This window comes from Brucella sp. MAB-22 (genome assembly GCF_025908475.1).
Classification (GTDB): domain Bacteria; phylum Pseudomonadota; class Alphaproteobacteria; order Rhizobiales; family Rhizobiaceae; genus Brucella; species Brucella anthropi.
The window spans coordinates 512,473-532,695 of sequence record NZ_CP109781.1; the positions used below are offsets into that span (position 1 = coordinate 512,473).

Sequence of the window (20,223 nt, forward strand, 5' to 3'; positions counted from 1 at the left end):
AACTCAGCCCTGCTGATAAAGCGAGTAGGCCTCCTCGCCGCTCGCATTCTTATGAATAATCGCCATCAACCCGCGCACCACGGCGCTTGGATTGGCATGCTGATATATGTTGCGTCCATAGACCATGCCCATTGCACCTTGCTGCATCAAGGCTGCAGATTTTGCAAAAACGGCGGAGAGATCTTCCTTACCGCCGCCACGCACCAGCACCGGACAGCGCGCCGTCTCTACGACACGATGGAAATCCTCTGCATTTGTTGTCGGGTCTGCCTTGATGATGTCGGCTCCCATTTCGCGGGCAAGCCGCGTAAGCGTCACGATCTTGTCGGCGTCACCATCGACCATGTAGCCGCCGCGCTCTGTGACTGGCTGCATGACGAGCGGTTCGATCATCAGCGGCATACCGTATTTTTCGCAATCTGCCCGGACGCGGGAAATGTTCTGCACGCATTGACGAAAGAGGTCTGGCTCGTCCGGCAGCATGAAGAGGTTCACCACCACGCAGGCCGCATCCATCTGCAGCGCTCCGATCAGCGGATCGGCCTCGTTCTGCAGCACAGCCCACATGTCGCGATGGCGAATGCGGTTATAGGGATTGCCCATATCGAGGCGCATAACCAGCGCTGGCTTATCCTTGCCGGGAATATCCTGCAGCAGATCGGCCTGACCATAGTTCATCTGAATTGCATCAGGCTTAGCGTCGATCAATGCCTTGATGACAGCTGGCATATTCTCCAAGCCGTCGAGAAAAGAGGGCTCATTGCACACGCCATGGTCAACAGCCACATCCAGACAGCGACCGTTGCCGAACAGCCGGTTCATCCGGACTTTGCGGTTTTCTCGCATAATTCACTCCTTTGTTCGTTCCTTGCGGAAAGGGTTTCTTCGGCGACGCCGTGGCGCTCGCGCATGAGGGTTAGAAATCGCGTCAGCTCTGCTTTTTTGTACTTTGGTGACCAGCTTTTCTCCGTCGCCAGCAAATCAAGCACAGCCTCGGTCATGGCGAGAGATAGTTCGCCGGAAATCGCCAATGTCGTGCGCCGCAAAAGCAAGTCATCGAGACGCTCGACCGCCTCTGTGCGGATGAGATACAGGAGCTCCCGCGTGCTGTAGTCGGTATTGGGCAAGACGTGATCCGCCCCTGTGGCAATGAAGCGGGCTATTTCGGCGGCATCGGTGCCATAGCGTTCAAAGAGGATTTCAAGGCGATCCGCAGGCAGCCCGGTGGCGACAGCCAGTTTTCCGATCCAGCTTTTGCTGTCTTTCGGAAATGAACGTCCGCCGCCTATGGCGCGTTCCGCCGTGTCGATCCGTCGTGACAGACCCAATCGCTTTAGCACCATGTCGGCAGCCATTTCGCCAAACGAGCGGAAAGTCGTCCATTTTCCACCGATCATGCAGAGGACCGGCGGACGCCCGTTCTGCCCTTCGAGCACCGTGCAGAAATGGTCGCGTGGGATACGCCCCGTAAAACTGTCATTGCTAACTGGCAGCGGGCGCACACCTGCGAACTGAAAGACAATTTGGTCGGGATGTATTTTGATCTCCGGTAGGACGAAGGTGAGCGATTGCAGGATATAGTTCCGTTCATCTGTCTCGCAGCGAACCACGCCAGGGTCATCGACGCGGATATCGGTCGAGCCGACGAGAACTTTGTCGAGATAGGGAAACAGGATGCAGATGCGCCCGTCCTCGTTCTCGTAATAGATCATGTGCCCATCAAGACTGTCACTGAGAGCAGGATTATCGACAATGAGATGCGAACCTTTGGTGCCTCCCATCAGCGGGGCAGGTAGTGCCTCTTTCGGAAACAGTGTGCCATTCGCGATATCGATCCAGCCGCCCGTCGCGTTGATGACCAGCCGCGGCTGGATAGAGAGTGTTTCGCTGGAAATACCGTCGAATAACTGGAAATCACCACCGCCACTTTCACAAATTGCCGCATAGTTCAGCGCCCTGGCATTCGGTCCAGCTGAAAGACCGTCGCGAAGAAGCTCGATCCCGATCCGCTCGGGATGGCTGACCCAGGCGTCGAAATAGGTCGCGGAACTGCGTATTGCGGGATTAAGCGAAGGCCATTTCGCAAGCGTCGTCTTGCGGCTGCGAAAACGGTGCTTCGGCATCAATGCCCGTTTGCGCGTCAGGAAATCGTAGATGCTCAGACCCGTCTTGACAGCGATTGCACCACGCCGGCTTGGACGACGGGTAAGCCCCAGAAAGCGCACGATCCCATTGCCTAGTCCCGAGAACGTATCGAAGATCGGAACAGTTGTCGGTAGTGGTGCCACATAATGGGGAGCATTGCGCAGCAGCCTGTCACGCTCGACAAGGGATTCCTTCACGAGGCTGAATTCGCCATTCTCCAGATAACGCAAACCGCCGTGAACCATCCGCGAAAGCGCCGCGCTGGCACCCGAACAATAATCGGACTGCTCGACCAGCAGCACGTTCACGCCCTGCAGCGCAAGCTCGCGAAAAACGCTGAGCCCGTTGATGCCGCCACCGACGACACAAACGTCCACCTTCGGGCTCTGGCGGAGCCCGTCCAATACTTCTTTACGGTTCATGATGGCCGTCCGTTATCCGTCCATGTTAACCAGTTGTGCCGAAATGGCCGTGTCTATAGCCGCAAGATCATCGGACAAAAGCCGGAGCCTTCCTGCCTGCGCATTGTCGAGAGCCTGCGCCGGATTTCTCGCCCCGCAAAGTGCGAAGGTCACCCCCTGCTGCGCCAGCGTCCAAGCAATCACGATCTGGGCGATCGTCGCGTTATGGCGATCAGCGACCGGCTGTATTGTCGTCGCGAAATCCTTTGCCTTCTGTCGGTTGGCAACGGAAAAGCGTGGATTGTCCTTGCGTTGATCGTCCCCGGAAAACACACGTTCCGGCCCGATCATGCCTGACAGAAGACCAAGCGCGAGTGAGGAATAGCTCAACGTCGATACGTTGTTTGCAGTGGTAAGCGGCAGCAAGTCTTGCTCGATCTCCCGATCGATCATGCTGAACCGCTCCTGGATCGCATCGAGCGCGCCAGTCTGGATATATTGTTCCAGTTCCGGTCGGTTGAGGTTGCTGGCACCAACAGCCCGGATTTTACCAGCCTGTTTCAGTTCCTCAAGCGCCGCTACAGTCTCTTCGATTGGCGTCGTCGGGTCCTGCCAATGGGTGATGTAAAGATCGATATAATCAGTACCGAGACGACGCAGGCTTTCTTCTACCTCGTGGATGATCGCATCCCGCCCCAGATAGCGATGAACTGGGTTTCCATCCTGATCGAAGAAGTGCTGCCCTTTCTGGGTGTGCCAGACGAGGCCGCATTTGGTCGCGATCACCGCCTTGTCACGACGCCCGGCAATCGCCTTACCGACTATTTCCTCGGAGCGTCCGAGGCCGTAGGCTGGCGCCGTATCAATCAGTGTCACGCCAGCGTCCAGCGATGCCTGGATTGCTGCGATGGATTGGGCTTCATCCGTTCCGCCCCACATCCAGCCGCCTATAGCCCATGTACCGAGACCGACTGCGGACGCCCTGACGCCGGAACGCCCGATTTCGCGGATCAACTGTTCGCCGCTCATGCGGAATATCCTTCTTGGGATGCAAGTTCGAGAATGCGGGCGCCAGTCGCTTCGTCGGTGACAAGCGTATCGAGATGATTGCCGCGGAGAACACTCAGGATAGACTCGGCCTTGTTCAATCCGCTTGCTACACCGATCTTCGTCGGGATATGCGCAAACTCATCCAGCGTTAGCGAGACCAGCGCACGGTTGAGGCTATAGTCGCAAATCCGTCCCTCCACATCGAGCAGATGGGCGAGAAGTTCCGCACTGGCACCGGAATGTTCGATAGCAGTGCGATCTCCGCTCGAAGAAGGGTGCAGGTCGTAATAGGTCGAATCCGTGCTGACGATGGACCCGATGCCGACAACTGCAATTTTGGCTTCCCGTGCCCGCTGGAATACTTCCGCTACGGAGCGCATGTTCATCAGCATCGCACGTTGTCCGGCGTCATCTGCAAACAAAGGCGCATGTATCTGATATGAGTGTCCGCCGAGCTTTTCGGCCATCAACGTCGAGACGTGATTGACGTCGGTATAGTGCTTTCCCTGCACACAACCCGTCGCCGGAATGACCTCTACATTGAAGTTGCGCGGTGCCTGAATGCCTGCGACAACGGCGCTGACACCTTTGCCGCCGGTGATGCAGATCGTGTCGCCATCGGCGATTTCTTCAAGAAGCAGGCGGGCAGCGGCTTCCCCCACCGCCAGCAAAGCCGTTTGCGGGTTGTCGGATGCGGTCGGCACAACGATGGCGCGGCTAATGCCACCAAGCGCCAGCAATCGTTCTTCCAGATCGATAAGAGGCTCGACCGGCGACTTGATCTTGATTTCTACAAGGCCAAGCTGGCGGCCGCGTTTGATGAGCCGGTTTACAGTTGCGTGAGAAATCCCGAGCTGATCCGCAATCTGCGCCTGTGTCAGCCCTTCCAGAAAATGCAGGACGAGAGCCTGATGCATCTGGCGGGCAACGACGATTTCCTCACGTGGCGCTGTTGTTCTCGGTTTCAGTTTAGCAATGGGCATATCAGGACGCCTTCCGCTTGTGCAGGAAATGGTCGATCGAAACAGCGGCAAGAAGAATGCAGCCCTTGATCATGTCCTGCCAGTACACCGAAACATTGAGAAGGATCAGCGAGGATGTGACCAGCGAAAGCAGAGCCATGCCGAGAATAGCGCCAAGGATAGTACCTGAACCGCCGCTGAGCGATGCACCGCCGATGACTGCGGCAGCGATAATATTCAGCTCCATGCCAACACCGAAAGTAGGCGTCGCAGCACCGAAGCGGGACATATAAATGACACCTGCCACACCGGCGAGCGTCGAGCACAGCACCGTCACCCAGAATTTGACCTGGTTTGTCTTGATGCCCGAATAGAGCGCAGCCTTTTCATTGCTGCCGGTATAGAACACCTTGCGAAAGGCGGTGGCGCGACGCAGCAGGAAATCGAACAGAATGACGACAGCAACGAAGATCAGGATAACGTAAGGAATGCCGTAAAAGGTGCCCTGCCCCACCGCCTTGAAGCTTGGCGGCAGCGTGAAAAGCGACAATGGCGTTCCTTTGGTGATGATAAGGCAAAGGCCGCGCACAATTACCATGGCTGCCAGCGACGTGATGAAATGGTTGAGGCCAACGACGGTTACAAAGAAACCCATAATACCGCCGATGGCTGCGCTCGCCGCGATACCGACAAGCGAAGCCGTCCATGGATCGAGCCCGGCCAGAAAGAGTGCGCCGGAAAGAACCATGGAAAAACAGACCACCGAGCCGACCGAAAGGTCGATGCCCCCGACAATCAACAGGATCGTCATCCCCACCACGACGATGCCTTCCACCGAGAAGCTCATCAACATCGCACGAAAATTGCCGAGCGTCAGAAAATGCGGCGACGCAAAACTCATCACCACGGCCAATGCCAGAATGATCGCAATCAAACCGGCTTCACGCATGGTTCCTATGCGCCTTATCGACGAATTTTTTGGCGCAGCCGCTGCCATTGTGTCGATTGCCATTTCACCCTCTCCCATTTTCTTTTCATGCAGCATGATGCGATGCCCGTTCCGCGCCAACACCTGAAGCAAGAAGGATCACTGCCTCTTCCGACATGGCATCCGCTGAAAGCTCTCCCGCAATGCGCCCCTCCCGGACCACCAGCACGCGGTCTGAAAGACCAAGCAGTTCCGGCATTTCCGACGAGATGACGATGATGCCGATGCCGGAGAGCGCAAGCTCCCGCAACAGGCGATGAATTTCCGCCTTCGCGCCGACATCTATGCCCCGTGTCGGTTCATCCATCAGAATGACTTTGGGCTTTACCGCCAGTTGCTTGGCGATTGCCACTTTCTGCTGATTGCCGCCTGAGAGTGATTTCACGGGCGCTTCGATGCCACCCATGCGCACGGAGAGCCGTTTCGCGAAGTCCTCCGCAAGTGCGGCCTCGGCTCGACCGTTCAGAAGTCCGGCGGCATTGGTCAGCGACTTCAGGTCCAGCACGGAAATATTCTGCGCGATGGACATCTCCAGGAATACGCCAGAACCTTTGCGGTCTTCTGAAAGATAAACAATGCCGGCCTTGGCGGCATCGGAATATGAATTGATCTTCTGGGTCTTGCCATGGAGGCGAACTGTTCCTGCGGTACGTGGGCGAAGGCCGCAGATGCCTTCGGCAATCTCCGTTCGCCCCGATCCGATGAGGCCACCGACACCAAGAATTTCACCTTTATGCAGAGAGAAGCTTACATCTGTGAAACGCAACCCATCGCCAATATCACCAACTTCAAGAATGACTTCACCCGGCGCCTCGTGCGATCCAAGTTTATCCGGGTAGAGCTGCGTGATCTCGCGGCCCACCATCCGACGCACCACATCGTCGGGTTTCACATCTGCAATGCGATCGGTGCATACATAACGACCATCGCGGAAAACCGTCACCCGGTCGCAGAGGTTGAAAATCTCGGCCATGCGGTGACTGATATAGATGATGGAAATACCGTTTGCCTTGAGATCACGGATGATGGAAAAGAGCTGCTGTGCCTCGGTTTCGGTGAGCGCAGCCGTCGGTTCATCCAGAATCAACACACGGCAATCGAGTGTCAGCGCTTTGGCGATCTCCACGAGCTGCTGGCTGGAAATCGGCAAGTTGGCGACCTTTTGCCGAACATCGATAGCCGCCAAGCGGTTCATCACGATCTGTGCATCACGTTCCAGCGCGCGGTAATTCATGAAAGGCGAACGACGACGATTGGTCGTCGCCATAAACATGTTTTCAGCGACTGTGGCATCCGGGCAAAGCGCTATTTCCTGATGCACCAGACCGATACCGAGCGATTGCGCCACGGCGGGAGAAGCAATGTGAACCATCTTCCCGTCGATGCGTATTTCTCCCTCGGTCGGCTGCAAAACGCCAGCGATGATGCTCATCAGCGTCGATTTACCAGCACCGTTCTCGCCACAGAGCGCATGGACCTCACCACGTTCAAGCGTGAAATCCACTTGCGTCAGCGCCTTCACCGCTCCGAAATGCTTGGTTACCCCGTGGATGGTCAGCACCGGTTCAGCCATCTTTTTCCTCCCTCTTCATTCCAACCATCCGCACCACAGGGCGCGGATGGCTTCTTGAACGGAGCCTATTCCTCAATGCCCTTAGTACCGCGACGCTTCAGATATTTGTCCCAATAGAAGTCGTCCGCGTTTTCTGCGGTCACAATCGAGAGGCCATTATCGACAACGGGAATGCTCATCGGGTTGAAGCCGGAACGCTTGGCGTCATTCATCGGGTCGATCAGTTCCGGATGCTTGGCAAGCCACAGCAGCATGAAGCCCATATAGCCCTGCATGCCCTGGTTCGGATTGATCGAACCGAAGACTTCACCAGCCTTGATCATGTCGAGGATGTTGGCGTTGACGTCGGCACACATGACGAGAACCTTGCCACCAGCTTCTTTGTTCGCCTGCGCAGCCCCAATTGCGGAGTTGGCCTCCGGCATGAAAACCGCACCGAGGTTCGGATTGGCCTGAATGAGGCTCGACAGCCCCTGATACGCTTTCGTCGGGTCCTGATTGGAAGCAGCACGACCAACCAGCTTCATGTCAGGCCACTTCTCTTCCATGCGGGCGATGAAAGCCGCAATGCGCTTGTCGTGATTATCCTGCCCCGGATTTTCAAGAACAGCATACTCGCCCTTGCCACCCATTTTCTGGGCGATGGCATCAGCCGCATAGGTGCCTTCGCGGGTGTTGTCCGAAGTGATGAAGGACACGCGCTTCGACAGCGGAGAATCTGCTGCGAATGTGACGACCGCCGTACCCTGATCGATCGCCCGATTGATGGGTTCGATGAACGGGTCAGAGTTCATCGGATGAACAAGAATACCAGCTGGATTCTGCGCCAACGCCTGATCGAACGTGGCGATCTGCTTGTTCACGTCATATTCCGGTGTGCCAGTATATTCCGTCTCGCAGCCGAACTGCTGGCCAGCCTGCTTGAACATTTCATAGACGGGAAACCAGTATTCAACGCCAGAAACCATGACGTTCATCACATATTTTTCGCCCGGTTTACAGCGGAACGGATTCTCGGTCTCGGCTGCCGTTGCGGAACCGGCCAGAAGCGTTACCGCAAGAACCGCCATTGCGGTCGTGCTCAGAAAATTGCGCAAGTGTCCTCCTCGAGGCCGAAGCCCCTCCCAAACGCGCGGAAAGCGTCCCAAAAACGCCGTTGATCTTTATGAAGACCGGCCCTCCTCCTCGAAGACCAGTATTGATAGCTAATCGCAAAGAAACGCGACTGTCAATATAATTCAGTATATGAAATATATTTCATACTATTTGTTCATTTCGCTTATAGTCAAGCTGGATCGGTGGCGAAGCGCATAACTGGTCGATGAAATTTTTGACACTGCCCGCGTATTCCCTACTTCTGAAAATGGCGACCACTTCCGACATGATCGGCTTTCCGATTATTGGACGGAAAACCGTATTGGGCATGTGTACGACGTTTCTCACCACGCCCGGTATGACCGATATACCGGCACCCAGCGATACCTGTGTCAGAACAGCAAGAAGACCGCCCGGCTTTGCAATGATCCTCGGAGTGAAGCCTCCTCGTTTCGCGACCTCATATGTGCCCGCCTCCTGTTCCGGCAAAATAAACCGGCTTTCCGCAAGAAGAGCGTACTGATCCTCCAACTGAGCAACCGCAAGCCGATGGTCAGAGGGCAGCGCCAGACAAAAATAGTCTTGTAGCAAAACATGAGCGCTGAGTGACGGTGGGAGCGTCATCGGCATACGGACGAAGCCAATGTCGAGATGCCCGTCCTCAATGAGCTTCGGTAGATCCTCCATCGGAAATTCGCGCGAATGAAGCTCCACTTGGGGCCAATCATGCGAGAAACGGCTGATTTGCTTCTGCAAGGCCCCGGCATAAGCCGCCGAGCCGACATAGCCGATTTCGATCCGCCCGATCTCCCCTCGTCCAGCTCTGCGGCCGACACTTTCCGCCTTATCGAATTGATCCAACACCAATCTCGCTTCCTTCAGAAACACCTCACCCGCGGGAGTGATTGTGACTGAGCGTTTGGTTCTGAAGAAAAGTTTCGTACCGAGCCGCCGCTCGATTTCCTGTATCTGAACCGTGAGCGTCGGAGCCGCAATGTTCAACCGTTCTGCCGCTCTTGAAAAATGAAGCTCCTCGGCGAGTGTCAAAAAATAACGAAGATGCCTGAGTTCCATGAGTGGCTCCAATAATTAGGTAAAAACTAATATTATCTCAAAATGCCACGAATGAAAGAAATTCAAACATCCTGTTTATTGGCACCTCAAACGTAATGAAGGAAGTCCAATGTCCGCCCGTTCTGTCACAATCCTCGCCTCGTTGACCGCAACGATGACCCTCGCCGCAGCCTTCCCGGCATTGGCAATCGAATTGCCGACAAAGCCTTATCTTACTCTTGAAGCTGCCCGCTCCGTCGTAGCTGCTGCCGAAAAAGAAGCGACAGCGAACGGCTGGCCCTGCGTGATCTCAGTCGTAGATGCAGAAGGTCTGCAGATCCTCACGATACGCATGGACAACGCGTCAGTACCTGCTGGCGTCGAGCTAGCGCCCGGCAAAGCTCGCACAGCCGCGCTTTTCCGTCGGGAAAGCGGCGCTCTCGAGGATGCTATCAACGGGGCTCGCCCTGCCGCTATCACGGCGCGCGGTTTCGTACTCATGCGCGGAGGAGTTCCAATCACGGTGAATGGTACAATTGTTGGCGCCATTGGCGTATCAGCCGACACACCCGATCATGACCAGCAGATTGCGAAAGCTGGTGCAGCAGCATTGACAACCAAATGACAACTGTTCTCGCATCCGCGCCGCGCGTTACCAATTCAACTTTCATTTTGCTGACAGCCTCGACCGGTTGCGCAATGACCGTGCTGGACACAAATGTTATCGCGATGGTCCTACCGACCATTGCACGGGAATTTTCGGCAAGTTTTGCTGACGTAGAGTGGGTCATCAGCACTTATGTCCTTTGCTTCGCGTCGCTGCTCTTGCCGGCTGGCGCTCTAGCCGACCGGTTCGGACGTCGCACTGTTTTTTTGATTGGAATTGGTGCGTTCGCATTCTCATCCTGGCTTTGCGGTGTAGCAGATTCAGCCGCTTCACTTTACCTTGCTCGCGCGTTGCAAGGCGCCAGTGCCGCCTTCCAGCTCGCGCCTGCGCTCGCAATCATTGGCCATACGTTCCATCGCGATGAGGAACGTAACCGTGCATGGTCAATCTGGGGCGGCATCATGGGCCTGACCATGGTGCTGTCACCGATTATCGGAGGCCTTATCGCCCATAGTCTCGGCTGGCGCTGGGCATTCTACATAAACATACCTATCGGCATTGTGTTGGCACTGGCTACGCTGCGTTCCATCACCGATTCAAAAGATGAAAATGCGCGGCGCGTTGATCCAATCGGCATCGTTGCATTTGCGAGTACAATGTTCGGCCTCACATGGGGACTTATCAATGGACAGGCACATGGCTGGACCTCTTCAACCGCGATTGCAGGATTTGTCGGCGGCTTGGCCGGTCTGGCTATTTTCTTGGTTGCGGAGACTGTCCAGCAGCGTCCGATGCTCGATCTCAGCCTATTTCGCAATCCTCGCTTTATAGGCGGGGTTTGGGCGATGTTTGCCTATGCAGCCTGCGCTCAAGTGATGGCGTCCATGCTGCCGCTATTCCTTCAAAACGGCTTCGGTCAGCCGCCATTGCAAGCTGGTTTTGCCATGCTTCCATTTGCAAGCGCGATGCTGATCTTCCCCAATGTCGGGCGTTTTCTCGGAAAGAGAATGTCCTCACGGGAAATTCTGTCCTTTGGACTCATGATCGTGGGTATCGGTAGTCTTGTGACAAGCTTCGGCGCACATTCCGGCGCCTGGTCTATCGTTATGTGCGGTATGTTTCTGATTGGGAGCGGTGGCGGCTTGCTGAATGGTGAAACCCAGAAAGCGATCATGAGTACCGTTGCACGCGACCGTGCTGGGATGGCATCGGGCATCAGCACAACCGCCCGATTTACCGGTATTCTGCTCGGCTTCGCGGTCCTGAGCGGAGTGCTTGCAAGTGCTGTCCGGACTCACTTAATGCAAGCGGGCTGCAACGATCCGACATGCCGTGAAAATTTTGCTGACGCGATAGTCGCGGGCGACTTGCCTAACGCACTTGGTATGGTAGCACCTTCGGCGAGGATTGCCGCAACCGAACTTGCCATGCGAGGTTATTCTGCTGGCTTCTCGGTTGCGCTTCTGGTTTCTGCAATCGTGGCCATCGCCTCCTCGCTTTTGGTCTACTGCCTGATGAAACGACAATAGCTTTCAGGCACGAAGCTCTATTCTTTCTTGTAAAGCGTGCGCGACCGCTCAAGATGTCGGAGCATGGCAGCCTCGGCGCGGTCCGCATCCTTAGCCGACAAGCAATCCAATATTTCCTCGTGTTCAACAAGGGTATATTTCTCTTTGCCTGTCCAGATAAGCATATGAGTGTGATACTCTTTCAGCCAAGCCAGCATAGCTTCGCTTACTGCGACCAATATTGGATTGCCAGCAATTCTAGCTATCCGGACATGAAACTCCATATCCGCAGCGATGAATGCGTCTGCATCACCAAGCGATTTCCGCTGCCGTTCGATGATCTCCCGCAGCTCGGCGATATCATCTTCCGTTGTCTTCTGTGCAATCTCGCGAACAATACCACGCTCGAAGAAAATTCGCGCGCTCTTCAAATCTTCCAGCGTGTCCATTGATTGCGCAATCATGATCTTCGCAGTCGGATCCACCTGCTGAAAGATCGACTTTGCCGTCAACTTCAAAACCTTGGCGCGCTCACCATGCGAAATGCTGACCAGCCCCATCTTGGCAAGTGACTGCATCGCCTCGCGGATCGCGGGCCGTCCAACGCCAAAACGCTCCATCAGAACGCGCTCGGACGGCATCTCGTCGCCCGGCGTCAATTCACCGGAAGTAATCATGTTTTCGAGCCGGTCGAAAACTTCGTCGGATAGTTTGCGGCGAATGATGGGTTCAATTGCTTGGGTCATTGCGTCTCACTGCTCATGAGCTTTTCTCCCTTATGCATCTTCAAATGCTCTGAGGAAAGCCGTTACCCACACTCTCGTGACCGGTTAACAATTTTCCCCTTGCAGATATTGGAATACTCATTATACCAGTTTGCACTCAAACACCATGCGCTCATTGTAGGCGCAACGAAAACCGTGAGTGACGACAATTCCGATGAACATCTGTTTGACCTATCGCATTGAGACAACCGGCAGCATCGAACAGATGGCCGCCAAGATCGCGAGCGATCAGTCGACCGGCACTTTCGTCGCTATTCCAGGCGAAACCGAAGAGTTGAAGGCACGCGTCGCAGCACGCGTGCTCGAAGTTCGCCCACTTGAAGACGCAACGGTGCCTGCATGGCCGGAGCTTGAGCCCGGACACAGCCCGATCAGGCGCGCCGATGTCGATATTGCCTTTCCGCTTGATGCTATCGGCACCGATTTAGCAGCGCTGATGACAATTGCCGTTGGCGGCGTCTATTCGATCAAGGGCATGACAGGCATCCGCGTTGTCGATATGAAGCTACCGGAAGCCTTCAAAAGCGCGCATCCCGGCCCACAGTTCGGCATCACCGGAAGCCGCCGTCTCACCGGCGTTGAAAAGCGTCCGATCATCGGCACCATCGTCAAGCCAGCACTCGGTCTGCGTCCACATGAGACAGCAGAACTCGTAGGCGAACTGATCGAATCTGGCGTCGATTTCATCAAGGACGATGAAAAGCTGATGAGCCCGGCCTACTCGCCGCTTAAAGAGCGCATCGCCGCGATCATGCCGCTCATTCTCAATCACGAACAGAAGACCGGCAAAAAGGTGATGTATGCCTTTGGCATCTCCCATGCTGATCCTGATGTCATGATGCGCAACCACGACATGGTGCTGAAAGCTGGCGGCAATTGCGCCGTGGTCAACATCAACTCGGTTGGCTTTGGCGGCATGAGCTTCTTGCGCAAGCGCTCAGGCCTCGTGCTTCACGCCCACCGCAATGGCTGGGATATTCTGACCCGCAATCCGGGCGCCGGCATGGATTTCCGCGTCTATCAGCAGTTCTGGCGCCTGCTCGGCGTCGATCAGTTCCAGATCAACGGCATCCGCGTCAAATATTGGGAGCCGGACGAAAGCTTCGTCAATTCGTTCAAGGCTGTCAGCACGCCATTGTTCACGCCTGCCGATTGCCCGCTTCCTGTCGCCGGTTCCGGGCAATGGGGTGGACAGGCACCGGAAACCTATGAGCGCACGGGCCGCACGACAGACCTGCTTTATCTGTGCGGCGGCGGCATTGTCAGCCATCCGGGTGGCCCGGCAGCCGGTGTTCGCGCCGTGCAACAGGCATGGGAAGCAGCAGTCGCTGGCATCCCACTTGAAACCTATGCAACGGACCATCCTGAGCTTGCAGCTTCGCTCGCGAAATTCGGGAACGGTGGCGAGTAATGTCACAGGCTTCCAACGAACTGCTGCTGTCCTACTACGGTGACGATCTCACCGGCTCGACCGATGTTATGGAAGCCATGGCTTCCAACGGCGTCGACACTGTGCTGTTCATGAATGTGCCAGACGAAGCGCTTCTTTCGCGCTTTTCACACTGCAAGGCTATCGGTCTTGCAGGCACCAGCCGCAGCGAAACGCCGGAATGGATGCAGGAAAATCTCACGCCTGCATTCAACTGGCTCAAAAGTCTGAATGCTGCGATTGCGCATTACAAAGTCTGCTCGACATTCGATTCCGCACCACATGTCGGCAATATTGGCAAGGCCGTGGAAATCGGCAAAGCAATCTTCGATCAGGCCTATGTACCGTTGATTGTCGGTGCGCCGCAGCTAAAGCGTTACACATCTTTCGGCAATCTCTTTGCCGCCTATCAGGGCGAAACCTATCGTATCGACCGCCACCCCGTCATGAGCCGCCATCCGGTCACGCCCATGCATGAAGCAGACCTGCGCGTGCATCTGGCAAAGCAGACCGCACTGAAAACGGTACTTGCTGATCTCGTAGCGCTTTCAGCCGCAGACGCAAATGACCACATAAACGCCATTGTCAAAAATGCGGACGGCATGTTGCTGTTCGACGTCGACAGCCATGAAAGCCAGTTACAGGCAGGTGAACAGCTTTGGCGTCTGCGTCCTGATGCGGGTTGGTTCGTTGCAGGCTCGTCCGGTGTCGAATACGCACTTCTCGTAGCATGGGCCAAGGCCGGACTGATCAGTGCGAAAAAAGAGTTTCCACTTCCGGGCAAGGCTGACCGCATTGCGGTCGTTTCAGGAAGCGTCTCACCGACGACAGAACGTCAGATTCGTCATGCAACGGCATCAGGCTTTACCGGCATTGATCTCAACCCGCTCGATCTTCTGGGTGAGAATGGCAATCAGGCAATCGAAGCTGCCATTGCTGACGGTCAGAAGGCGCTTCAGCAGGGCAACAGTGTGATCCTCAACACCGCCCTCGGCCCTTCGGCTGACCGAGGCACCGAAATCGACAAGATTGCAGGCAGCCGCCACAAGCTGGCCCGCAGCCTCGGCTTCATCCTCCGCAGCCTTGTCGAGCGCGAAAGGCTTACCCGCGCCGTCATTGCAGGCGGCGACACTTCGAGCCACGCATTGCGTGAATTGCATGTCGATGCACTCACCACGCTTTTGCCGCTTCCACAAACACCGGGGTCGCCGCTTTGCACGGCGCACGGCGCTCACGCCGCCACCAACGGCCTCCAGATTGCCCTCAAGGGTGGTCAGGTCGGTTCTGACGGTTATTTCAGTCAGATTCGCGACGGCCTGACCGCTTGAATCTGGAATACTCATTGACTGGTTATACCAGTTGCGCTACCAAAAGTCTGGGAAGGAACTACAATCATGACAGCTATCGCTTTGTTCGGAGCGGGCGGCAAGATGGGCTACCGTCTGGCCAAGAACCTCAAAGGTTCGCGCTTTGACGTCCGTCACATTGAAGTCAGCGACGCAGGCAAGGCACGCCTGAAGAACGACCTCGGCATCGATACAGTCGATGTTGATGCGGGTCTTGAAGGCGCGGAAGTCGTCATTCTGGCTGTGCCGGATACCATCATCGGTAAAGTTGCTTCATCCATCGTTGACAAGCTGAAGCCGGGCACGATGGTTGTTGCACTCGACGCAGCCGCGCCATTTGCCGGCCATCTGCCAGAACGTGCAGACCTCACCTATTTCGTGACCCATCCTTGCCATCCGCCGATCTTCAACGACGAAACGGATATGCAAGCAAAGAAGGACCACTTCGGCGGTCTGTTTGCAAAGCAGCACATCGTTTCGGCTCTGATGCAGGGACCGGAAGAAGCTTATGCACTGGGCGAAGAAATCGCCAAGGTCATCTGGGCACCAGTGATGCGCTCGCATCGCGTAACCGTTGAGCAGCTCGCAATTCTCGAGCCGGGCCTCTCGGAAACCGTTGCAGCTTCGCTTCTCGTTGTCATGAAGCAGGCCATGGATGAAACCGTTCGTCGCGGCGTTCCTGAAGAAGCAGCGCGCGACTTCCTGCTCGGCCACATGAATGTTCTCGGCGCCGTCATCTTTGGCGAAGTCCAGGGCGTATTCTCCGATGCCTGCAACAAGGCAATCGAATTCGGCATTCCTGCGCTGATGCGCGACGACTGGAAGAACGTTTTCGAACCGGAAGAAATCGCAGAAAGCATCCGTCGCATTACGTGACGTTATCCGGGAGGGCGTAATGCGCCTTCCCCTTTTTTACCGCCTCTTGGGAAACGGGGCTTGATTTGGGAGGAAAATATGAAGTTTACACGCAGGACAATTGCACGCGGTTTTGCGATTGCAGCCGTCTCGGCAACATTGGCAGGCAGCGTTGTCATGCCAGCATGGGCCGCTGATCTGATCGCAATCATCACGCCATCGCACGACAATCCATTCTACAAAGCTGAAGCCGTGGGTGCTGAAGCCAAAGCCAAGGAACTCGGCTACGAAACACTGATCCTTCAGCATGACGACGATCCAACCAAGCAGTCGCAGCTCGTCGATACGGCCATCGGTCGTGGCGCAAAGGCAATCATTCTCGACAATGCTGGCTCGGAAGCATCGATTGCCGCCGTTCAGAAGGCCAAGGATGCCAAAGTCCCTTCATTCCTGATCGACCGTGAAATCAACGCCTCCGGTGTTGCGGTTTCACAGATCGTTTCGAACAACTATCAGGGCGCACAGCTCGGTGCGGAAGAGTTCGTCAAGCTGATGGGTGAAGCTGGCAATTATGTCGAGCTGCTCGGCCGCGAATCCGACCTCAATGCAGGCACTCGTTCGAAGGGTTATCACGACGTCATCGATGAATATCCTGACATGAAGATGGTTGCGCAGCAGTCTGCCAACTGGAGCCAGACTGAAGCCTTCTCCAAGATGCAGAGCATCCTGCAGGCAAATCCCGACATTAAGGGCGTGATTTCCGGCAACGACACCATGGCCATGGGCGCATGGGCAGCGCTTGAAGCCGCAGGTCGCAAGGACGTTATCGTTGTCGGCTTCGACGGCTCCAACGATGTTCGCGACTCCATCAAGGCTGGCGGCATCAAGGCAACCGTTCTTCAGCCAGCCTATGCTCAGGCACAGATGGCTGTCGTTCAGGCTGACGAATTCATCAAGACCGGTAAGGGCCCTGCTGAAGAAAAGCAGCTGATGGACTGTGTCCTCATCAATCCCGACAATGCAGACAAGCTCGAAACCTTCGCTTTGAAGGATTGATCAAGCACTGCCTGGCCGGGAGCGCCAATCTAATTTGGGTGTTCCCGGCACTATTTTCTATATTGAGGATAAATTCATGTCAGTGCTGAAGTCAGCTTCCATTATCCTGCTGGCCTGCGGTGTCGCGCTTTCGGGTTGCAAAATCATCAAGACGCCGACAGCAGAAGAAGCCGCAGAAGCACGCGGCGATAATTTCAATCCCGATCGTTCTGTTGCCGACATATGGGATTCAAAAGTTAAGCCATTTTTTGCCGAGAAAACTCCAACGCTCGATGAAGTGATGCAGGCAGCAAACGCAGATGCGGATGCCGCTGGAGCGAAATACGGTCATCGCGAAAAGCAGGGCAATGCCCCCTGGACTTTCGCAGCCAAGCTTGAAGGCACAGTGGTAGCCGCTGAAACAAAGTCACGTGCCGCCTATGTCGATGTCGATAGCAATGGCGATGGCAAGGCCGATGCACGCGTGCAGATCGGGCCGACCGTTCGCGGCAGCGCAATCCGTGACAGCCTGTCCTTCGTGAACTTCAACGAGTTCCGCAATCAGATCGACTGGGCGCAATTTGGCAAGGCGTTCAACACCCGCATCAACGATGACGTATTGTCCAAGCTGCCACGCGAAGAACTCATTGGCATGAAGGTGAAGGCCGAAGGTGCTTTCCCGTTGCCATCGAAGGGCCAGCTTCCTCTTGTGACGCCTGTTTCCATCTCTCTGGAGAAATAAGCCATGGAGACGGAATTGAACGAGAAAAACGATATCGTCCTCAAGCTTGAGGATGTTTCCAAGGTCTATTCGGGCATTGTCGCGGTCAAGCGCGCCAATCTTGAATTGCGCCGTGGTTCGGTCAATGTGCTTGTCGGCGAAAACGGTGCTGGCAAGTCAACGCTGATGAAAATCATCGCGGGCGTTGAGCGTCCGACCATGGGGAAGATTATTCTCGATGGCGAGGAAGTGTCATTCGACAGTCCCGCCGACGCGCAGAAGCGCGGCATTGCGATGATCTTTCAGGAACTCAACCTGTTTTCAAACATGACGGTGGCCGAGAATATCTTTGCCACACGCGAGATCACACGCGGTTTGCGTGGCATTGATCACAAGGCGCAGGTCGTCAAGGCCAATGAATATCTCGACCGCCTTGACGCAGGCATCAGTGCAACTACGCTCGTCGCCGATCTGCCGATCGGTCAGCAGCAGCTTGTCGAAATCGCCAAGGCCATTTCGCTCGATGCACGCATCGTCATCATGGATGAACCGACATCGGCACTTTCTGCTGCCGAAGTCGACATTCTGTTCAAGGTGATCGCCGAACTGAAGAAGAAGGGCGTGGCAATCGTCTATATTTCGCATCGTCTCGAAGAACTGATGCGGATTGGCGATTACATCACGGTTCTGCGCGACGGAAAAATCACCGGCCAGGAAGAGATCAAAAATATCGATACGCAATGGATCGTGCGTTCGATGATCGGTTCTGATGCCAAGGATTTTGCCAAGCCTGTTACCCACAAGATCGGTGCAGAACGGTTTCGCGCTGAAAACATCAGCCTACCCCGCCCAACCGGCGGGCTGGCGGTCGATGATGTATCGCTGACCGTGCGCGCAGGCGAAGTTCTGGGCATTTACGGCCTTATGGGCGCGGGGCGCTCCGAGTTTTTCGAATGCGTGATGGGCCAGCATGGGCATTCTACCGGCCATATATATATCGACGGCAGGCAAGTGAAGGAACGCGATACGACCCGTCGCATCCGGCGCGGCCTTGCCCTCATACCGGAAGATCGTCAGCGCGAAGGACTGGTGCAGATTTTGTCGATTGCCAGCAATCTGACACTGGCAAGTCTCGACCGTCTGGCTCGCTTCTTCCACATCACGCCAAAGCGTGAAAAGCAGGCCATTCAACAGGCGATCAAAGACCTTTCGATCAAGGCGCCGAATCCGGAATTCGAAGTCACTTCGATGTCAGGTGGCAATCAGCAAAAGGTCGTCATCGGTAAGGCGCTGATGACCAATCCGAAAGTCCTTCTGATGGACGAGCCATCGCGCGGCATCGACGTCGGTGCGAAAGCCGATGTCTTCCGCACCATGCGCAGGCTTGCTGCCGAAGGTCTTTCCATTCTCTTTTCAACCTCTGATCTGGAAGAAGTCATGGCGCTCTCCGATCGCATCGCGGTGCTCAGCAATGGGAAGCTGATTGCCATATTCGACCGCGACAAAGCGACGGAAGCCGACATTGTTGCCGCATCGGCCAAGGGCCACGGGCACACACATGACAACGACCACAACAAACAAACAAGGGAACTCGCGTCATGACAGCCAACACGACGACGGCCGCCACTGACTCAACCTTTAACAGCGGCTCGGCCCTGCTGACACTGATGAAACTGAGAACCTTCATCGCGCTTTTTGCGGTGTTCATCTTCTTCTCGTTCGCAGCACCGAACTTCCTTTCAGCCGCCAACCTGATCCTGATGTCAAAGCACGTTGCGCTTAACGCATTTCTTGCAATGGGCATGACCTTCGTCATCATCACAGGCGGCATCGACCTTTCGGTCGGCTCCATTGTCGGGCTTTGCGGCATGGTTGCCGGTGGTCTTCTGATCTACGGTATCGATCTAGGCATCGGCTATACGATCTATTTCAACATCATCGAAATCTCGCTGATAACGCTGGCTGTTGGTGTCGCCGTCGGCTTCATAAACGGGCTATTGATAACCAAACTGAATGTTGCGCCCTTCATTGCGACACTCGGCACGCTTTATGTAGCGCGCGGTCTGGCTCTTCTGTCCTCGGACGGCCAAACCTTCCCTAATCTCGTGGGCCGCGAAGACTTGGGCACAACCGGCTTCGCATTCCTGGGATCGGGCAGCATTCTCGGTCTTCCGGTCTCGATCTGGATTCTGATCGTCGTCGCATTGGCCGCAGCCTATATCGCGCGATACACACCGCTTGGTCGCCAGATTTTTGCCGTCGGCGGCAATGAACGTGCGGCACGCATGTCGGGTATCCGCGTCGACCGTGTAAAGATGTTCGTTTACATGTTTTCGGGCTTCTGTGCCGCAATTGCCGGGCTTATCATCTCGTCTGAACTGATGTCTTCGCATCCAGCAACCGGCAACTCGTTCGAGCTGAACGCCATCGCAGCAGCCGTTCTCGGCGGCACTTCGATGTCAGGCGGACGCGGCACCATTGGCGGTACAATCATCGGTGCATTCGTCATCGGTATTCTCTCCGACGGTCTGGTTATGATGGGCGTATCGTCCTTCTGGCAGATGGTCATCAAGGGCCTTGTCATCATCATTGCCGTGGTGGTTGATCAGGCACAGCGCCGCCTCCAGCAGCGCGTTACACTTATGCAAATGGCAAAAGCAGGATAAAGGC

The 20,223-nt window shown here is 55.6% G+C and carries 18 protein-coding genes; 9 read left to right on the forward strand and 9 right to left on the reverse strand.

What is annotated here, in order from left to right; genetic code table 11:
• Positions 1-3 precede the first annotated feature (3 nt).
• The 8 genes from OHI65_RS02370 to OHI65_RS02405 form a co-directional block, all read right to left on the reverse strand.
• A complete protein-coding gene (locus OHI65_RS02370; RefSeq protein WP_012092524.1) occupies positions 4-846 on the reverse strand; it encodes a class I fructose-bisphosphate aldolase in 843 nt (280 codons plus the stop codon).
• Positions 819-2,567, reverse strand: a complete 1,749-nt coding sequence (locus tag OHI65_RS02375; RefSeq protein WP_012092523.1) for a glycerol-3-phosphate dehydrogenase/oxidase — start codon at positions 2,565-2,567, stop codon at positions 819-821. The genes OHI65_RS02370 and OHI65_RS02375 overlap by 28 nt, the downstream gene beginning before the upstream one ends.
• A 12-nt stretch (positions 2,568-2,579) precedes the next feature.
• Entirely contained in the window at positions 2,580-3,575 is a 996-nt protein-coding gene (locus tag OHI65_RS02380) for an aldo/keto reductase (protein ID WP_012092522.1), read from the reverse strand.
• Positions 3,572-4,579, reverse strand: a complete 1,008-nt coding sequence (locus tag OHI65_RS02385) for a sugar-binding transcriptional regulator (RefSeq protein WP_125302645.1) — start codon at positions 4,577-4,579, stop codon at positions 3,572-3,574. Before OHI65_RS02385 ends, OHI65_RS02380 begins: the two co-directional genes overlap by 4 nt.
• 1 nt (position 4,580) lies before the next feature.
• Complete coding sequence (locus OHI65_RS02390; protein ID WP_181394251.1) at positions 4,581-5,570, reverse strand: ABC transporter permease; 990 nt, start codon at positions 5,568-5,570, stop codon at positions 4,581-4,583.
• Between the two features lie 22 nt (positions 5,571-5,592).
• Positions 5,593-7,119, reverse strand: coding sequence for a sugar ABC transporter ATP-binding protein (locus tag OHI65_RS02395; RefSeq protein ID WP_125302640.1), 1,527 nt, complete (start codon positions 7,117-7,119; stop codon positions 5,593-5,595).
• A gap of 65 nt (positions 7,120-7,184) precedes the next feature.
• Positions 7,185-8,216 (reverse strand): substrate-binding domain-containing protein, encoded by a 1,032-nt coding sequence (locus OHI65_RS02400; protein ID WP_012092518.1) that lies wholly within the window; start codon positions 8,214-8,216, stop codon positions 7,185-7,187.
• 160 nt (positions 8,217-8,376) lie between these two features.
• Entirely contained in the window at positions 8,377-9,288 is a 912-nt protein-coding gene (locus tag OHI65_RS02405) for a LysR substrate-binding domain-containing protein (RefSeq protein WP_125302637.1), read from the reverse strand.
• A 109-nt stretch (positions 9,289-9,397) separates the two neighbouring features.
• Between OHI65_RS02405 and OHI65_RS02410 the strand changes: the two genes are divergently transcribed.
• Both OHI65_RS02410 and OHI65_RS02415 read left to right on the forward strand, forming a co-directional pair.
• Complete coding sequence (locus tag OHI65_RS02410) at positions 9,398-9,892, forward strand: GlcG/HbpS family heme-binding protein (protein WP_012092516.1); 495 nt, start codon at positions 9,398-9,400, stop codon at positions 9,890-9,892.
• Positions 9,889-11,403: an MFS transporter gene (locus OHI65_RS02415; protein WP_125302635.1), complete on the forward strand. Its 1,515-nt coding sequence runs from the start codon at positions 9,889-9,891 to the stop codon at positions 11,401-11,403. The genes OHI65_RS02410 and OHI65_RS02415 overlap by 4 nt, the downstream gene beginning before the upstream one ends.
• A 17-nt stretch (positions 11,404-11,420) precedes the next feature.
• Here OHI65_RS02415 and OHI65_RS02420 read toward each other — a convergent pair whose 3' ends face one another.
• Complete coding sequence (locus tag OHI65_RS02420; RefSeq protein WP_010661032.1) at positions 11,421-12,128, reverse strand: transcriptional regulator NanR; 708 nt, start codon at positions 12,126-12,128, stop codon at positions 11,421-11,423.
• 193 nt (positions 12,129-12,321) lie between these two features.
• Between OHI65_RS02420 and oiaX the strand changes: the two genes are divergently transcribed.
• From oiaX to OHI65_RS02455, 7 genes are all read left to right on the forward strand, one after another.
• Complete coding sequence (gene oiaX / locus OHI65_RS02425) at positions 12,322-13,578, forward strand: 3-oxo-isoapionate-4-phosphate decarboxylase OiaX (protein ID WP_125302632.1); 1,257 nt, start codon at positions 12,322-12,324, stop codon at positions 13,576-13,578.
• Positions 13,578-14,924, forward strand: a complete 1,347-nt coding sequence (locus OHI65_RS02430; protein ID WP_125302630.1) for a four-carbon acid sugar kinase family protein — start codon at positions 13,578-13,580, stop codon at positions 14,922-14,924. The genes oiaX and OHI65_RS02430 overlap by 1 nt, the downstream gene beginning before the upstream one ends.
• Positions 14,925-14,990: 66 nt before the next feature.
• Entirely contained in the window at positions 14,991-15,818 is an 828-nt protein-coding gene (locus OHI65_RS02435; RefSeq protein WP_094540570.1) for a phosphogluconate dehydrogenase C-terminal domain-containing protein, read from the forward strand.
• A gap of 78 nt (positions 15,819-15,896) precedes the next feature.
• The gene (locus tag OHI65_RS02440) at positions 15,897-16,853 is read left to right on the forward strand and encodes a D-ribose ABC transporter substrate-binding protein (protein WP_024900161.1); all 957 of its coding nucleotides are present in this window, start codon (positions 15,897-15,899) and stop codon (positions 16,851-16,853) included.
• A 76-nt stretch (positions 16,854-16,929) separates the two neighbouring features.
• The gene (locus tag OHI65_RS02445) at positions 16,930-17,574 is read left to right on the forward strand and encodes a DUF2291 family protein (protein WP_125302627.1); all 645 of its coding nucleotides are present in this window, start codon (positions 16,930-16,932) and stop codon (positions 17,572-17,574) included.
• 3 nt (positions 17,575-17,577) lie between these two features.
• Positions 17,578-19,155 (forward strand): sugar ABC transporter ATP-binding protein, encoded by a 1,578-nt coding sequence (locus tag OHI65_RS02450; protein WP_125302625.1) that lies wholly within the window; start codon positions 17,578-17,580, stop codon positions 19,153-19,155.
• The gene (locus OHI65_RS02455; protein WP_010661025.1) at positions 19,152-20,219 is read left to right on the forward strand and encodes an ABC transporter permease; all 1,068 of its coding nucleotides are present in this window, start codon (positions 19,152-19,154) and stop codon (positions 20,217-20,219) included. The genes OHI65_RS02450 and OHI65_RS02455 overlap by 4 nt, the downstream gene beginning before the upstream one ends.
• Positions 20,220-20,223 lie beyond the last annotated feature (4 nt).

Excerpts from the sequence above, each read along its gene's own strand:
- OHI65_RS02370 (WP_012092524.1), bottom strand. The coding sequence starts at position 846 with ATGCGAGAAAACCGCAAAGTCCGGATGAACCGGCTGTTCGGCAACGGT.
- OHI65_RS02375 (WP_012092523.1), bottom strand. The coding sequence starts at position 2,567 with ATGAACCGTAAAGAAGTATTGGACGGGCTCCGCCAGAGCCCGAAGGTG.
- OHI65_RS02380 (WP_012092522.1), bottom strand. The coding sequence starts at position 3,575 with ATGAGCGGCGAACAGTTGATCCGCGAAATCGGGCGTTCCGGCGTCAGG.
- OHI65_RS02385 (WP_125302645.1), bottom strand. The coding sequence starts at position 4,579 with ATGCCCATTGCTAAACTGAAACCGAGAACAACAGCGCCACGTGAGGAA.
- OHI65_RS02390 (WP_181394251.1), bottom strand. The coding sequence starts at position 5,570 with ATGGCAATCGACACAATGGCAGCGGCTGCGCCAAAAAATTCGTCGATA.
- OHI65_RS02395 (WP_125302640.1), bottom strand. The coding sequence starts at position 7,119 with ATGGCTGAACCGGTGCTGACCATCCACGGGGTAACCAAGCATTTCGGA.
- OHI65_RS02405 (WP_125302637.1), bottom strand. The coding sequence starts at position 9,288 with ATGGAACTCAGGCATCTTCGTTATTTTTTGACACTCGCCGAGGAGCTT.
- OHI65_RS02410 (WP_012092516.1), top strand. The coding sequence starts at position 9,398 with ATGTCCGCCCGTTCTGTCACAATCCTCGCCTCGTTGACCGCAACGATG.
- OHI65_RS02415 (WP_125302635.1), top strand. The coding sequence starts at position 9,889 with ATGACAACTGTTCTCGCATCCGCGCCGCGCGTTACCAATTCAACTTTC.
- OHI65_RS02420 (WP_010661032.1), bottom strand. The coding sequence starts at position 12,128 with ATGACCCAAGCAATTGAACCCATCATTCGCCGCAAACTATCCGACGAA.
- oiaX (WP_125302632.1), top strand. The coding sequence starts at position 12,322 with ATGAACATCTGTTTGACCTATCGCATTGAGACAACCGGCAGCATCGAA.
- OHI65_RS02430 (WP_125302630.1), top strand. The coding sequence starts at position 13,578 with ATGTCACAGGCTTCCAACGAACTGCTGCTGTCCTACTACGGTGACGAT.
- OHI65_RS02435 (WP_094540570.1), top strand. The coding sequence starts at position 14,991 with ATGACAGCTATCGCTTTGTTCGGAGCGGGCGGCAAGATGGGCTACCGT.
- OHI65_RS02440 (WP_024900161.1), top strand. The coding sequence starts at position 15,897 with ATGAAGTTTACACGCAGGACAATTGCACGCGGTTTTGCGATTGCAGCC.
- OHI65_RS02445 (WP_125302627.1), top strand. The coding sequence starts at position 16,930 with ATGTCAGTGCTGAAGTCAGCTTCCATTATCCTGCTGGCCTGCGGTGTC.
- OHI65_RS02450 (WP_125302625.1), top strand. The coding sequence starts at position 17,578 with ATGGAGACGGAATTGAACGAGAAAAACGATATCGTCCTCAAGCTTGAG.
- OHI65_RS02455 (WP_010661025.1), top strand. The coding sequence starts at position 19,152 with ATGACAGCCAACACGACGACGGCCGCCACTGACTCAACCTTTAACAGC.